11 protein-coding genes and 1 pseudogene are annotated in these 13426 nt (G+C 40.6%); 11 read left to right on the top strand and 1 reads right to left on the bottom strand.

Features of this window, described 5'->3' with window-relative positions:
• Positions 1 to 414: 414 nt before the first annotated feature.
• Positions 415 to 2718 (top strand): DNA translocase FtsK, encoded by a 2304-nt coding sequence (locus tag QM409_RS04905; RefSeq protein ID WP_081109277.1) that lies wholly within the window; start codon positions 415 to 417, stop codon positions 2716 to 2718.
• 44 nt (positions 2719 to 2762) lie between these two features.
• Here QM409_RS04905 and QM409_RS04910 read toward each other — a convergent pair whose 3' ends face one another.
• Positions 2763 to 3194 carry a DUF6556 family protein gene (locus QM409_RS04910; RefSeq protein ID WP_061590001.1) on the bottom strand — a complete coding sequence of 144 codons (432 nt, stop codon included), beginning with the start codon at positions 3192 to 3194 and terminating at the stop codon, positions 2763 to 2765.
• A gap of 138 nt (positions 3195 to 3332) precedes the next feature.
• Between QM409_RS04910 and QM409_RS04915 the strand changes: the two genes are divergently transcribed.
• The 10 genes and pseudogenes from QM409_RS04915 to QM409_RS04960 all read left to right on the top strand — a co-directional run bounded on the left by QM409_RS04915 (position 3333) and on the right by QM409_RS04960 (position 13224).
• Positions 3333 to 4475: a cysteine desulfurase family protein gene (locus QM409_RS04915; protein ID WP_084929966.1), complete on the top strand. Its 1143-nt coding sequence runs from the start codon at positions 3333 to 3335 to the stop codon at positions 4473 to 4475.
• A gap of 8 nt (positions 4476 to 4483) precedes the next feature.
• The gene (thiI, locus tag QM409_RS04920) at positions 4484 to 5698 is read left to right on the top strand and encodes a tRNA uracil 4-sulfurtransferase ThiI (protein ID WP_414305471.1); all 1215 of its coding nucleotides are present in this window, start codon (positions 4484 to 4486) and stop codon (positions 5696 to 5698) included.
• 136 nt (positions 5699 to 5834) lie between these two features.
• Entirely contained in the window at positions 5835 to 6659 is an 825-nt protein-coding gene (locus QM409_RS04925; RefSeq protein ID WP_414305472.1) for an alpha/beta hydrolase, read from the top strand.
• Positions 6660 to 6679: 20 nt separating this feature from the next.
• The gene (locus tag QM409_RS04930; RefSeq protein ID WP_153199706.1) at positions 6680 to 7420 is read left to right on the top strand and encodes an esterase family protein; all 741 of its coding nucleotides are present in this window, start codon (positions 6680 to 6682) and stop codon (positions 7418 to 7420) included.
• 12 nt (positions 7421 to 7432) lie between these two features.
• Positions 7433 to 8599, top strand: a complete 1167-nt coding sequence (locus QM409_RS04935) for an ATP-grasp domain-containing protein (protein ID WP_414305473.1) — start codon at positions 7433 to 7435, stop codon at positions 8597 to 8599.
• A 158-nt stretch (positions 8600 to 8757) separates the two neighbouring features.
• Positions 8758 to 9627 (top strand): aquaglyceroporin Gla, encoded by an 870-nt coding sequence (gene gla, locus QM409_RS04940; RefSeq protein WP_084886436.1) that lies wholly within the window; start codon positions 8758 to 8760, stop codon positions 9625 to 9627.
• Between the two features lie 123 nt (positions 9628 to 9750).
• Positions 9751 to 10476, top strand: a complete 726-nt coding sequence (locus QM409_RS04945; RefSeq protein WP_261037053.1) for a CppA family protein — start codon at positions 9751 to 9753, stop codon at positions 10474 to 10476.
• Positions 10473 to 11408 (top strand): beta-lactamase family protein, encoded by a 936-nt coding sequence (locus QM409_RS04950; protein WP_261037052.1) that lies wholly within the window; start codon positions 10473 to 10475, stop codon positions 11406 to 11408. Before QM409_RS04945 ends, QM409_RS04950 begins: the two co-directional genes overlap by 4 nt.
• Before the next feature lie 8 nt (positions 11409 to 11416).
• On the top strand, positions 11417 to 12313 hold the full coding sequence (locus QM409_RS04955) for a DMT family transporter (protein ID WP_414305474.1): 897 nt from the start codon (positions 11417 to 11419) through the stop codon (positions 12311 to 12313).
• Positions 12314 to 12465: 152 nt separating this feature from the next.
• A pseudogene (locus tag QM409_RS04960) lies at positions 12466 to 13224 on the top strand (CPBP family intramembrane glutamic endopeptidase).
• Positions 13225 to 13426 lie beyond the last annotated feature (202 nt).

Genomic DNA, 13426 nt, shown 5'->3' on the forward strand with positions numbered 1-13426 from the left:
ACCTTCTCACAAAAATGTGAAAAAGTCTGTTTTAGGGCTTGACAAAAAATACGCTTGATTACATAATCAGCGTGAGCTGTGAGCTGTGAGCTGTGAGCTGTGAGCTGTGAGCTGTGAGCTGTGAGCTGTGAGCTGTGAGCTGTGAGCTGTGAGCTGTGAGCTGTGATTGCGTTCATACCAATCATTCCTTTACTTTTTGATAGTTTTATTATATCAAAATTTCAAAATTTTGCATATCTTCTTTTTTGATGAACAGTCAGCTGGATTATAAAGGCTATCAAAAAGATGTTCTGAAATTACTTAGAGAGGGAAACTATGGATAAGAAAATTTTATTTGAATCTCCCAATACTGAACTATCCAAGGAGAATATTGACCTTTTTCGAAATGCCTGTGAAATATGGTATAATAGAAGAATGGCAAACAAGAATACAAGTAAAACAAGACGGAGACCGTCAAAAGCAGAACTCGAAAGAAAAGAAGCGATTCAACGGATGTTGATTTCGTTGGGAATCGCGTTTTTATTGATTTTCGCAGCCTTCAAATTAGGGGCTGCAGGTATCACTCTTTACAATTTAATTCGCTTGCTGGTGGGTAGTCTAGCTTATCTGGCAATATTTGGTATCCTGCTCTACCTCTTCTTTTTCAAGTGGATCCGAAAACAGGAAGGTCTTCTATCTGGCTTTTTCACTATATTTGCAGGCTTGCTCCTGATTTTTGAGGCCTACTTGGTTTGGAAATATGGCTTGGACAAGTCAGTTCTAAAAGGAACCATGGCTCAGGTTGTGACTGATTTGACTGGTTTTCGAACGACTAGTTTTGCTGGAGGAGGCTTGATTGGTGTTGCCCTCTATGTGCCAACAGCCTTTCTCTTTTCAAATATCGGTACTTACTTTATTGGTGCTATCTTGATTTTAGTGGGTGCTCTCCTAGTCAGTCCTTGGTCTGTTTACGATATTGCTGAATTTTTCAGTAGAGGCTTTGCCAAATGGCGGGAAGGGCATGAGCGTCGAAAAGAGGAACGCTTTGTCAAACAAGAAGAAAAAGCTCGTCAAAAGGCTGAGGAAGAGGCTAGATTAGAGAAAGAAGAGGCTGAAAAAGCCTTACTCGATTTGCCTCCTGTTGATATGGAAACGGGTGAAATTCTGACAGAAGATGTTGTGCTTGATGTTCCACCGGTTCCAGAAGAAGAGTGGGTAGAACCAGAGATCATCTTGCCTCAAGCTGAACTTGAATTTCCTGAACAAGAAGAAACCTTGGATGATGAAGATGTTCAGGTCGATTTTTCAGCCAAGGAGGCTCTTGAATATAAACTCCCTAGTTTACAACTTTTTGCCCCAGATAAACCAAAAGACCAGTCTAAAGAGAAAAAAATTGTCCGAGAGAATATCAAAATCTTGGAAGAAACCTTTGCTAGCTTTGGTATCAAGGTGACGGTTGAACGGGCTGAAATTGGACCGTCAGTAACCAAGTATGAAGTCAAACCGGCAGTCGGTGTGCGGGTCAACCGTATTTCCAATCTAGCAGATGACCTCGCTCTAGCCTTGGCAGCTAAGGATGTTCGAATCGAAGCACCAATTCCTGGGAAATCCCTAGTCGGAATTGAGGTTCCTAACTCTGAAATTGCCACTGTGTCTTTCCGAGAACTATGGGAACAATCTCAAACGAAAGCAGAAAATCTATTAGAAATTCCTTTAGGGAAGGCTGTTAATGGCACAGCAAGAGCTTTTGACCTTTCTAAAATGCCCCACTTGCTAGTTGCAGGTTCAACGGGTTCAGGGAAGTCAGTAGCAGTTAACGGCATTATTGCTAGCATTCTGATGAAAGCAAGACCCGACCAGGTCAAGTTTATGATGGTCGATCCTAAGATGGTTGAGTTGTCTGTTTACAATGATATTCCCCATCTCTTGATTCCAGTTGTAACCAATCCACGCAAGGCCAGCAAGGCCCTGCAAAAGGTTGTGGATGAGATGGAAAATCGTTATGAACTTTTTGCCAAGGTAGGAGTTCGGAATATTGCAGGCTTTAATGCCAAGGTAGAAGAGTTTAATGCTCAATCTGAGTACAAGCAGATTCCACTGCCACTCATTGTTGTGATTGTGGATGAGTTGGCTGACCTCATGATGGTGGCTAGCAAGGAAGTGGAAGATGCTATTATCCGACTGGGACAGAAGGCGCGTGCTGCTGGTATCCACATGATTCTTGCAACCCAGCGTCCATCCGTTGATGTCATCTCTGGTCTGATTAAGGCCAATGTTCCGTCACGTGTGGCATTTGCGGTTTCATCAGGGACAGACTCCCGTACTATCTTGGATGAAAATGGAGCAGAAAAACTGCTTGGTCGAGGAGACATGCTCTTTAAACCAATTGATGAAAATCATCCAGTTCGTCTCCAAGGCTCCTTTATCTCGGATGATGATGTTGAACGCATCGTAAACTTTATCAAGGCTCAGGCGGATGCAGATTACGATGAGAGTTTTGATCCAGGTGAGGTTTCTGAAAATGACGGTGAATTTTCAGATGGTGAATCTGGTGGAGATCCGCTTTTTGAAGAAGCCAAGGCTTTGGTGATCGAAACCCAGAAAGCCAGTGCATCCATGATTCAGCGTCGTTTGTCAGTTGGTTTTAACCGTGCGACCCGTCTCATGGAAGAACTGGAGATGGCAGGTGTCATCGGTCCAGCTGAGGGTACCAAACCTCGAAAAGTGTTACAACAATAAAAAAATAGCTTCTTTCCAAGTTTGGAGGGAAGCTATTTTACTGGCTATTGATTACTTTTATTTTCTGAAGTTGGAGTATTATTGGACTGCTTTTCAGTTTCAGTGGCAGGTTTATTTGGAGCAGGAGTAGAAGAGTCCTGAGTTGCTGTTTTCTGCTCTTCTTTTTTCTCTTCTTTGACGCTGGATTTTGGCGTTTCTTCTTGTTGTGTTTTTTCTTGACTAGTATTATTTTCCTTATTGGGACTAGTGTTTTCCTTAGGGGATTCCTTTTGAATTTCTTTGACAATGGTTGTCGTCTGGCTTGTCGTAGGTTCTTTTTTGGTATTTTTGTTATTATCCAAGGCGTTCATGATAGTGATACTTGCGGTAATTAAGCCAAGGATACTACCGATAGTAGCAACGGTTTTTTGAAAGACCGTAAAGCCTTTTTTGATGTGTTCTGTTTTTGGTTTTGAAGTTCTACGATAATTAGACATACATTCTCTCCTTTAATTAAAATTTATTATACCTCATTTCTTTAAAAAAATCTTAAAAAAAGAGGAATTGCCCTTTCTTGTCGCAAGCTCCGTTTCATGATACAATAGAAGGAGTGATTTTAGAAAGCGTGAGAATACATGATTTACTTTGATAATTCGGCGACGACCAAGCCCTATCCTGAAGCCCTTGAAACCTATATGCAGGTCGCTTCAAAAATTTTAGGAAATCCATCTAGTCTCCATCGTTTGGGAGACCAGGCAACACGAATCTTAGATGCTTCTCGGCAACAGATTGCAGATTTAATCGGTAAGAAAAGCGATGAAATCTTCTTTACTTCTGGTGGGACAGAAGGAGATAACTGGGTCATCAAGGGTGTGGCCTTTGAAAAGGCTCGGTTTGGCAAGCACATCATTGTATCAGCCGTTGAACATCCAGCAGTTAAGGAATCAGCCCTCTGGCTGAAAAGTCAAGGATTTGAAGTGGATTTTGCTCCAGTTGATGAGAAAGGATTTGTGGATGTGAAGGCGTTAGCAGATTTGATACGACCAGATACGACCCTCGTTTCCATCATGGCAGTTAACAATGAAATTGGCTCTGTTCAGCCCATTGAGGCTATTTCAGAACTGTTAGCAGACAAGCCGACTATTTCCTTCCACGTTGATGCGGTTCAGGCACTTGCTAAGATTCCGACTGAAAAGTATCTGACAGAACGAGTGGATTTTGCGACTTTCTCTGGTCACAAGTTCCACGGAGTTCGTGGTGTTGGTTTTGTCTATATCAAGTCTGGCAAGAAGATTACACCACTGTTGACTGGTGGTGGTCAGGAACGTGATTACCGTTCGACAACTGAAAATGTAGCAGGTATTGCAGCGACAGCCAAGGCTCTCCGTTTATCTATGGAAAAGCTAGATATCTTTACTAGCAAGACTGGGCAGATGAAGGCAGTGATTCGTCAAGCACTTCTGGACTATCCAGATATTTTTGTCTTTTCAGATGAGGAAGACTTCGCACCTCATATTCTGACTTTTGGAATCAAGGGTGTTCGTGGTGAAGTCATCGTTCACGCCTTTGAAGACTATGATATTTTCATCTCAACGACCTCTGCTTGTTCATCCAAGGCTGGGAAACCTGCAGGAACTCTTATTGCTATGGGAGTGGATAAAGATAAGGCCCAGTCAGCTGTGCGTCTAAGCCTAGACCTTGAAAATGATATGAGTCAGGTCGAGCAGTTTTTGACCAAGTTAAAATTAATTTACAACCAAACTAGAAAAGTAAGATAGGAGCATTCATGCAGTATTCAGAAATTATGATTCGCTACGGTGAGCTGTCAACCAAGGGTAAAAACCGTATGCGTTTCATCAATAAACTTCGCAATAATATTTCAGACGTTTTGTCTATCTATCCCCAAGTTAAGGTAACAGCAGATCGCGACCGTGCCCACGCTTACCTCAATGGAGCAGATTACACAGCAGTAGCAGAATCGCTCAAACAAGTTTTTGGAATTCAAAACTTTTCTCCTGTTTATAAGGTAGAAAAATCTGTAGAAGTTTTGAAGTCTTCTGTCCAAGAGATTATGCAGGACATCTACAAGGAAGGCATGACCTTTAAAATTTCTAGCAAGCGTAGCGACCACAACTTTGAACTCGACAGTCGTGAACTCAACCAAACGCTTGGAGGGGCTGTATTTGAAGCCATTCCAAACGTACAAGCTCAAATGAAAAGTCCTGATATCAATCTCCAAGTGGAGATTCGTGAAGAAGCAGCCTATCTTTCTTATGAAACTATTCGTGGGGCGGGTGGTTTGCCAGTTGGAACTTCAGGTAAAGGGATGCTCATGTTGTCAGGAGGGATTGACTCACCTGTAGCAGGTTATCTTGCTCTTAAGCGTGGGGTAGATATTGAGGCCGTTCACTTTGCCAGCCCACCTTATACTAGTCCAGGCGCTCTCAAGAAAGCCCAAGATTTGACCCGTAAATTAACCAAGTTTGGGGGAAATATCCAGTTCATCGAAGTTCCTTTTACAGAAATTCAAGAGGAAATCAAGTCTAAAGCGCCAGAAGCCTATCTTATGACCTTGACGCGTCGTTTTATGATGCGGATTACTGACCGTATTCGTGAGGTACGAAATGGTTTAGTTATCATCAATGGGGAAAGTCTTGGTCAAGTAGCTAGCCAGACCTTAGAAAGCATGCAGGCTATCAATGCTGTTACCAACACTCCAATCATCCGTCCAGTTGTGACAATGGATAAGTTGGAAATCATTGACATTGCTCAGGCAATCGATACCTTTGACATTTCAATCCAACCGTTTGAAGACTGTTGTACCATTTTTGCGCCAGATCGTCCTAAGACCAATCCTAAGATTAAGAATGCAGAGCAGTATGAAGCACGTATGGATGTTGAAGGCTTAGTTGAGCGAGCAGTGGCTGGAATCATGATTACTGAGATTACACCGCAGGCTGAAAAAGATGAAGTGGATGACTTGATTGACAATCTGCTCTAATCAGAAAATCCAGAAGAATTTAGAAAAATAGATGAAAAAGTTAGTTTTTAATTCCAAAAATGGAAGCAAAACTAACTTTTTTTCTATAATTGTGATATAATAAAATAAAATTTTGAATATAGAGAGTTTTCTGACAATGAATCAATCCTACTTTTATTTAAAAATGAAAGAACACAAACTCAAGGTTCCTTATACAGGTAAGGAGCGTCGTGTACGTGTTCTTCTGCCTAAAGATTATGAGAAAGACACGGATCGTTCCTATCCTGTTGTTTACTTTCATGACGGGCAAAATGTTTTTTATAGCAAGGAGTCTTTCATTGGCCATTCATGGAAGATTATCCCAGCTATTAAGCGTAATCCTGATATCAGTCGCATGATTATCGTTGCCATTGACAATGATGGTATGGGCCGGATGAATGAGTATGCGGCTTGGAAGTTCCAAGAATCTCCTATTCCGGGGCAGCAGTTTGGCGGTAAGGGTGTGGAGTATGCCGAGTTTGTTATGGAGGTGGTCAAGCCATTTATCGATGAGACCTACCGTACTAAAGCTGATCGCCAGCATACGGCTATGATTGGGTCTTCACTAGGAGGCAATATTACCCAGTTTATCGGTTTGGAATACCAAGACCAGATTGGTTGTCTAGGGGTCTTTTCATCTGCTAACTGGCTCCATCAAGAAGCCTTTAATCGCTATATCGAGCGCAAGAAACTATTGCCTGACCAGCGTATCTTTATCTATGTTGGAACAGAAGAAGCAGATGATACGGACAAGACCCTGATGGCTGGTAATATCAAACAAGCCTATATCGATTCGTCTCTTCGCTATTACTATGATTTGATAGCAGGTGGGGTACACTTAGATAATATTGTCTTGAAAGTTCAGTCTGGTGCCATCCATAGTGAAATCCCTTGGTCGGAGAATTTACCAGACTGTCTGAGATTTTTTGCAGAGAAATGGTAAGTTAAGAAAGGAGAAAGCCAATGCATATTGAAAACCTCAGCCACTGGAGTGGTCACCTCAACCGTGAAATGTACCTTAACCGTTATGGACATGCTGGGATTCCAGTTGTGGTCTTTGCTTCATCAGGTGGTAGTCACAATGAATACTATGATTTTGGCATGATTGATGCTTGTGCTTCCTTTATCGAGGAAGGCCGTGTTCAGTTCTTTACCCTATCCAGTGTAGACAGTGAGAGCTGGTTGGCCACTTGGAAAAATGGGCACGACCAAGCAGAGATGCATCGTGCCTACGAGCGCTATGTGATTGAGGAGGCCATTCCTTTTATCAAGCACAAGACAGGTTGGTTTGATGGCATGATGACGACAGGTTGCTCAATGGGCGCCTACCATGCACTCAATTTCTTCCTTCAGCATCCAGATGTCTTTACCAAGGTGATAGCTCTTAGTGGTGTTTACGACGCACGTTTCTTTGTCGGCGATTACTACAATGACGATGCTATTTATCAAAACTCGCCAGTAGATTATATCTGGAATCAGAATGACGGCTGGTTTATTGACCGTTACCGTCAGGCAGAGATTGTGCTGTGTACGGGTCTTGGAGCCTGGGAACAAGACGGTCTACCATCTTTCTACAAGCTTAAAGAAGCCTTTGACCAGAAACAAATTCCAGCCTGGTTTGCTGAATGGGGACACGATGTCGCCCACGACTGGGAATGGTGGCGCAAACAAATGCCTTATTTCCTTGGAAATCTCTATTTATAAAAGGAGTTACCTATGAATTACCTTGTTATTTCTCCCTACTATCCGCAAAACTTTCAACAGTTTACCATTGAACTAGCTAATAAAGGCATCACAGTATTGGGAATTGGTCAAGAACCATACGAGCAATTGGATGAACCTTTACGCAATAGCCTGACTGAGTATTTCCGCGTAGATAATCTTGAAAATATAGATGAAGTCAAACGTGCAGTTGCTTTTCTCTTTTATAAACATGGGCCAATTGACCGTATCGAGTCTCATAATGAATACTGGCTTGAGCTGGATGCAACACTCAGAGAACAATTCAATGTCTTTGGTGCCAAACCAGAGGATCTCAAAAAGACGAAATTTAAGTCTGAAATGAAGAAACTCTTCAAAAAAGCAGGTGTCCCTGTGGTACCTGGAGCTGTTATCAAGACGGAAGCAGATGTTGATCAAGCAGTGAAAGAAATTGGTCTTCCAATGATTGCTAAACCTGATAATGGAGTTGGAGCAGCCGCAACCTTTAAGCTCGAGACAGAAGATGATATCAATCACTTCAAGCAAGAATGGAATCATTCGACCGTTTATTTCTTTGAAAAATTTGTCACTTCCAGCGAAATTTGCACCTTTGATGGTCTAGTGGATAAGGATGGAAAGATTGTCTTTTCAACGACCTTCGACTACGCCTATACACCGCTTGATCTCATGATTTACAAGATGGACAATTCTTATTACGTCCTCAAGGATATGGATCCTAAATTACGTAAATATGGTGAGGCAATTGTCAAAGAATTTGGTATGAAAGAACGGTTCTTCCATATCGAGTTCTTCCGCGAAGGGGACGATTACATTGCCATTGAGTACAATAACCGTCCTGCAGGTGGTTTTACCATTGATGTTTATAACTTTGCCCACTCTTTGGACCTCTATCGTGGTTATGCGGCGATTGTCGCAGGAGAAGAGTTCCCAGTGTCAGAGTTTGAAGCTCAGTATTGTTTGGCTACTTCTCGCCGTGCAAATGCTCATTATGTCTATTCAGAAGAGGATTTGCTTGACAAATATAGCCAACAGTTCAAGGTTAAAAAAATCATGCCAGCAGCCTTCGCGGAACTTCAAGGAGATTACCTTTATATGCTGACAACTCCGAGTCGACAAGAAATGGAGCAGATGATTGCAGATTTCGGCCAACGTCAAGAATAAGAACTCTCGGATTAAGGAAATGCACCTCCTTAATCCTTTTGTTTTTTATAAGAAATAAAACCGCTTTCTTATATAATCTTTCGGAAAAGTAGTTGCTAAAAGATATAAAAATTGATAGAATAAGGATTGTCTAAAAAATTTTAAGGAGAATCTATCAAATGGATTTCACATGGGCAATTAAATATGCCACTGAATTTTTGGGAACTGCTATTTTGATCATTCTTGGTAATGGTGCAGTTGCTAACGTTGAACTTAAAGGTACGAAAGGTCACCAAAGTGGCTGGCTCGTTATAGCTGTTGGTTACGGTATGGGGGTTATGATTCCAGCTTTGATGTTTGGTAACGTATCAGGTAACCACATCAACCCAGCCTTCACTCTTGGACTTGCAATCAGCGGTCTCTTCCCTTGGGCGCAAGTAGCGCCTTATATCCTTGCACAAGTTTTGGGTGCTATCTTTGGTCAAGCCTTGGTTGTGGCAACACACCGCCCATACTACTTGAAAACTGAAAATCCAAACAATATCCTGGGTACTTTCTCAACAATCTCAAGTTTGGATCAAGGTACAAAAGAATCACGCTTTGCAGCAACTGTTAATGGTTTTGTAAATGAGTTTGTTGGATCATTTGTTCTTTTCTTTGCAGCCCTTGGATTGACTAAAAACTTCTTTGGTTCTGAAGTGCTTCAATACATGAAACAAATGGCTAGTCAAGCAGGTCAAAATGTTGACTTTTCTGATTTAGCAATCAAAGCCCAAGTAGCACCACATACTGCTTCAGGACTTTCAGTAGCTCACTTAGCACTTGGATTCCTTGTTATGGCCTTGGTAACATCACTTGGTGGACCTACAGGACCTGCCTTGAACCCTGCTCGTGACTTGGGACCACGTCTCCTTCATGCTTTCCTTCCAAAATCAGTTCTTGGTGAGCACAAAGGCGATTCAAAATGGTGGTACTCTTGGGTACCAGTAGTAGCACCGATCGCAGCAGCAATTGCGGCAGTAGCTATTTTCAAATTCCTTTACCTATAAGAAATTGAAACCGAGGAAATCCTCGGTTTTTTAGATGAAATTTTACGAAAAAAAGGTAAATCTGAGCATAATTTCTTGTAAAAAATTCTAAAATCCTTTAAAATAAAAGAGTTGGAGGAGTTTATGAATGTAAATCAGATTGTACGGATTATTCCTACTTTAAAAGTTAATAATAGAAAATTAAATGAAACATTTTATATAGAAACCCTTGGCATGAAGGCCTTATTAGAAGAGTCAGCCTTTCTGTCGCTAGGTGATCAAACAGGTTTAGAAAAGCTGGTTTTAGAAGAAGCTCCAAGTATGCGCACTCGTAAGGTAGAGGGAAGAAAAAAACTAGCTAGATTGATTGTCAAGGTGGAAAATCCCTTAGAAATTGAAGGACTCTTATCTAAAACAGATTCGATTCATCAATTATATAAAGGTCAAAACGGCTACGCTTTTGAAATTTACTCTCCAGAAGATGATTTGGTTTTGATTCATGCGGAAGATGACAGAGAAAATCTAGTAGAAGTAGAAGAAAATCCTGAATTTCAAACAGATCTGGAGTCAGTTTCTTTAAGTAAATTTGAGATTTCTATGGAATTACACCTCCCAACGGATGTAGATAGTTTTTTGGAACTATCTGAAATTGGGACATCCCTTGATTTTATCCCAGCACAGGGGCAGGATTTGACTGTGGACAATACGGTTACTTGGGACTTATCTATGCTCAAGTTCTTGGTCAATGAACTAGACATAGCAAGTCTTCGCAAGAAGTTTGAGTCTACCGAATATTTTATTCCTAAGTCTGAAAAATTCTTCCTTGGTAAAGATCGAAATAATGTTGAATTGTGGTTTGAAAAAGTATGAAGTGGACCAAGATTATTAAAAAAATAGAAGAACAAATCGAGGCAGGGATTTATCCCGGAGCCTCTTTTGCGTATTTTAAGGGCAATCAATGGACGGAGTTCTATTTAGGCCAGAGTGACCCAGAGCATGGCTTGGAGACTGAGGTAGGACTAGTTTATGATCTAGCCAGTGTCAGCAAGGTTGTTGGCGTTGGCACAGTTTTTACTTTTTTGTGGGAAAGAGGTCAATTAGATATTGACAGACCAGTAACCGATTTTTTAGCTGAGAGTGATTATCCAGATATTACTATTCGTCAGCTCTTAACTCATGCTACAGACCTTGATCCTTTTATTCCCAATCGTGATCTTTTAACAGCCTCAGAATTAAAGGAAGCGATGTTTCATCTCAACAGACGAAGTCAGCCATCCTTTCTTTATTCGGATGTTCATTTTTTACTGTTGGGCTTTGTTTTGGAAAGAATCTTTAATCAAGACTTGGATGTGATTTTACAGGAGCAAGTTTTTAATCCTTGGAGAATGACGGAAACCCAATTTGGACCTGTTGAGCTTGCTGTTCCAACAGTTAGAGGTGTCGAGGCAGGTCTGGTACATGATCCCAAGGCTCGCCTCCTAGGCAGACATGCAGGTAGTGCTGGTTTGTTTTCGACTGTAAAGGATTTACAAATCTTTTTAGAACACTATTTAGCAGATGATTTTGCAAGAGATTTGAGTCAAAATTTTTCTCCTTTGGATGACAAGGAACGTTCTTTGGCATGGAATTTGGAAGGAGATTGGCTAGACCATACGGGCTATACAGGTACCTTTATCATGTGGAATCGTCAGAAGCAAGAAGCGGCTATTTTCCTATCGAATCGTACCTATGAAAAGGATGAGAGAGCTCAATGGATTTTGGACCGCAATCAAGTGATGGACTTGATTCGTAAAGAAGAGTAAGGAGAGACATGTCAAACAGTTTAAAAGGGACTTTATTAACAGTTGTGGCTGGGATTGCTTGGGGCTTGTCAGGAACGAGTGGCCAATACCTGATGGCACATGGAATTTCGGCCCTGGTTTTGACCAACTTGCGTCTTTTAATCGCTGGTGGAATTCTCATGCTCTTGGCTTATGCCACTGCAAAGGATAAAATGCTGGCCTTTTTAAAGGATAGAAAAAGTTTGTTGTCTCTTCTTATTTTTGCTCTGATTGGACTTTTTCTCAACCAATTTGCCTATCTAACTGCTATTCAGGAGACCAATGCAGGTACCGCGACAGTGCTTCAGTATGTTTGTCCTGTCGGGATTTTGATTTATAGCTGTATCAAGGATAAGGTGGCACCGACACTGGGAGAGATTGTTTCTATCATATTAGCCATCGGAGGAACCTTCCTGATCGCCACTCATGGACAGTTGGACCAGTTATCCATGACACCTGCAGGTCTGTTCTGGGGGCTCTTTTCTGCACTGACTTACGCACTTTATATCATTTTGCCCATAGCCTTGATTAAGAAATGGGGGAGCAGCTTGGTTATTGGTGTGGGAATGGTCATAGCAGGTTTGGTCTCACTTCCTTTTACAGGAGTTCTAGAGGCTACTATCCCAACTAGTCTTGATTTTCTCCTCGCTTTTGCGGGAATTATCCTTATCGGGACTGTTTTTGCCTATACAGCTTTCCTTAAAGGAGCCAGTTTGATAGGGCCGGTCAAGTCAAGTTTGTTGGCTTCAATTGAGCCAATCTCGGCGGTTTTCTTTGCCTTCCTAATCATGAATGAACAATTTTATCCTATTGATTTTCTTGGTATGGCAATGATATTGTTTGCTGTAACTCTGATTTCTTTGAAAGATTTATTGTTAGAGAAATAAACAAAAAATGAAAGTAGATGATAACCACTCTTAAAGAGGGGTTATTTTTACTAATAAAAGCTTTTGAATCTAAATGAATTAATGAAATTTTATAAAAGTTTAAGCCTTTTTTCTTAAAATATTTATATGAGTATAGAATACCTGGAGAAAATATGAATATTTTTAAAAAAATACATCCATCTAAACCTCTAAAATACTTGAGATGGTTTGACATTGTGATTATTACGATCATAATGTTTGGTCAGTTTATAATTCGTTCAACCGAGCTATTTTTAGCAAATACGTTTCCAACGGGTACATCAAGTACAGTAGGGACAGTTAGACAGGCGGCAAGCGAGGGTGCGGCTTATTTTAGTAATTTTACCCTGCAAGCTATATTACTGACTGTGACCTTACTCTATCTTTTGATTCGAAATTATGATTTTAAACAGCTTCCTATTCGCTGGAATTGATCCATTATCTTTTGGGTTCCATTTATATTTGCTTTAGTGGGACTGTTTGGAGACTTGGTTACAACCCTCACTGGTAAATATAATTACTTTAATCCAGACCTTTTTGCCTATATAGATTTCACGCAAATAATAGGGAAGTTCTTAGCTCTCAGCCCGATAGCGATTGCCTATGCCTTGCTTAATGGATTTTATGAAGAGTTTTTCTTTCTAGGTTTGTTAACTTCAGTGAAGGAAAAACACAAGTGGTTGGTTTTGCTTTATTCTACTAGTATTCGTATTTCATTCCACACCTATCAAGGATTAGTATGGGCTTTGGTAATCGGTGTAGTTTATGGCTTATTCTATTATTTCTTATACAAATATAAAATAAAAAATCTCCTTCCATTCTTTCTCATGCATACTTTAGCAGATATGTTTGGTTCTAGCCTGATCTATCTATTGGTTGCTTGGGGAACTTAAGAATCAGAAAAGAGGCTGGGTAAAAACTCAATTTTAGTAGAAAATGAAGTAAATCTTTCCGCAATAAAACGCATAGTATCAAGTTTTTTCAACATCTGATATTATGTGTTTTTGATTTTAAAGCTTTTTGTCCAGTCTCTTTTTAGAAAGAAGAATAAAGGTCTATTTTGAATCTGTAAAGAATGATATAATAGTAGAAATA

Source organism: Streptococcus mitis, assembly GCF_047465045.1.
Lineage (GTDB): Bacteria > Bacillota > Bacilli > Lactobacillales > Streptococcaceae > Streptococcus > Streptococcus mitis_DT.

What these genes read in the sequence shown, in the direction of transcription:
- QM409_RS04905 (WP_081109277.1), top strand. Translation starts at nt 415, where the DNA reads ATGGCAAACAAGAATACAAGTAAAACAAGACGGAGACCGTCAAAAGCA.
- QM409_RS04910 (WP_061590001.1), bottom strand. Translation starts at nt 3,194, where the DNA reads ATGTCTAATTATCGTAGAACTTCAAAACCAAAAACAGAACACATCAAA.
- QM409_RS04915 (WP_084929966.1), top strand. Translation starts at nt 3,333, where the DNA reads ATGATTTACTTTGATAATTCGGCGACGACCAAGCCCTATCCTGAAGCC.
- thiI (WP_414305471.1), top strand. Translation starts at nt 4,484, where the DNA reads ATGCAGTATTCAGAAATTATGATTCGCTACGGTGAGCTGTCAACCAAG.
- QM409_RS04925 (WP_414305472.1), top strand. Translation starts at nt 5,835, where the DNA reads ATGAATCAATCCTACTTTTATTTAAAAATGAAAGAACACAAACTCAAG.
- QM409_RS04930 (WP_153199706.1), top strand. Translation starts at nt 6,680, where the DNA reads ATGCATATTGAAAACCTCAGCCACTGGAGTGGTCACCTCAACCGTGAA.
- QM409_RS04935 (WP_414305473.1), top strand. Translation starts at nt 7,433, where the DNA reads ATGAATTACCTTGTTATTTCTCCCTACTATCCGCAAAACTTTCAACAG.
- gla (WP_084886436.1), top strand. Translation starts at nt 8,758, where the DNA reads ATGGATTTCACATGGGCAATTAAATATGCCACTGAATTTTTGGGAACT.
- QM409_RS04945 (WP_261037053.1), top strand. Translation starts at nt 9,751, where the DNA reads ATGAATGTAAATCAGATTGTACGGATTATTCCTACTTTAAAAGTTAAT.
- QM409_RS04950 (WP_261037052.1), top strand. Translation starts at nt 10,473, where the DNA reads ATGAAGTGGACCAAGATTATTAAAAAAATAGAAGAACAAATCGAGGCA.
- QM409_RS04955 (WP_414305474.1), top strand. Translation starts at nt 11,417, where the DNA reads ATGTCAAACAGTTTAAAAGGGACTTTATTAACAGTTGTGGCTGGGATT.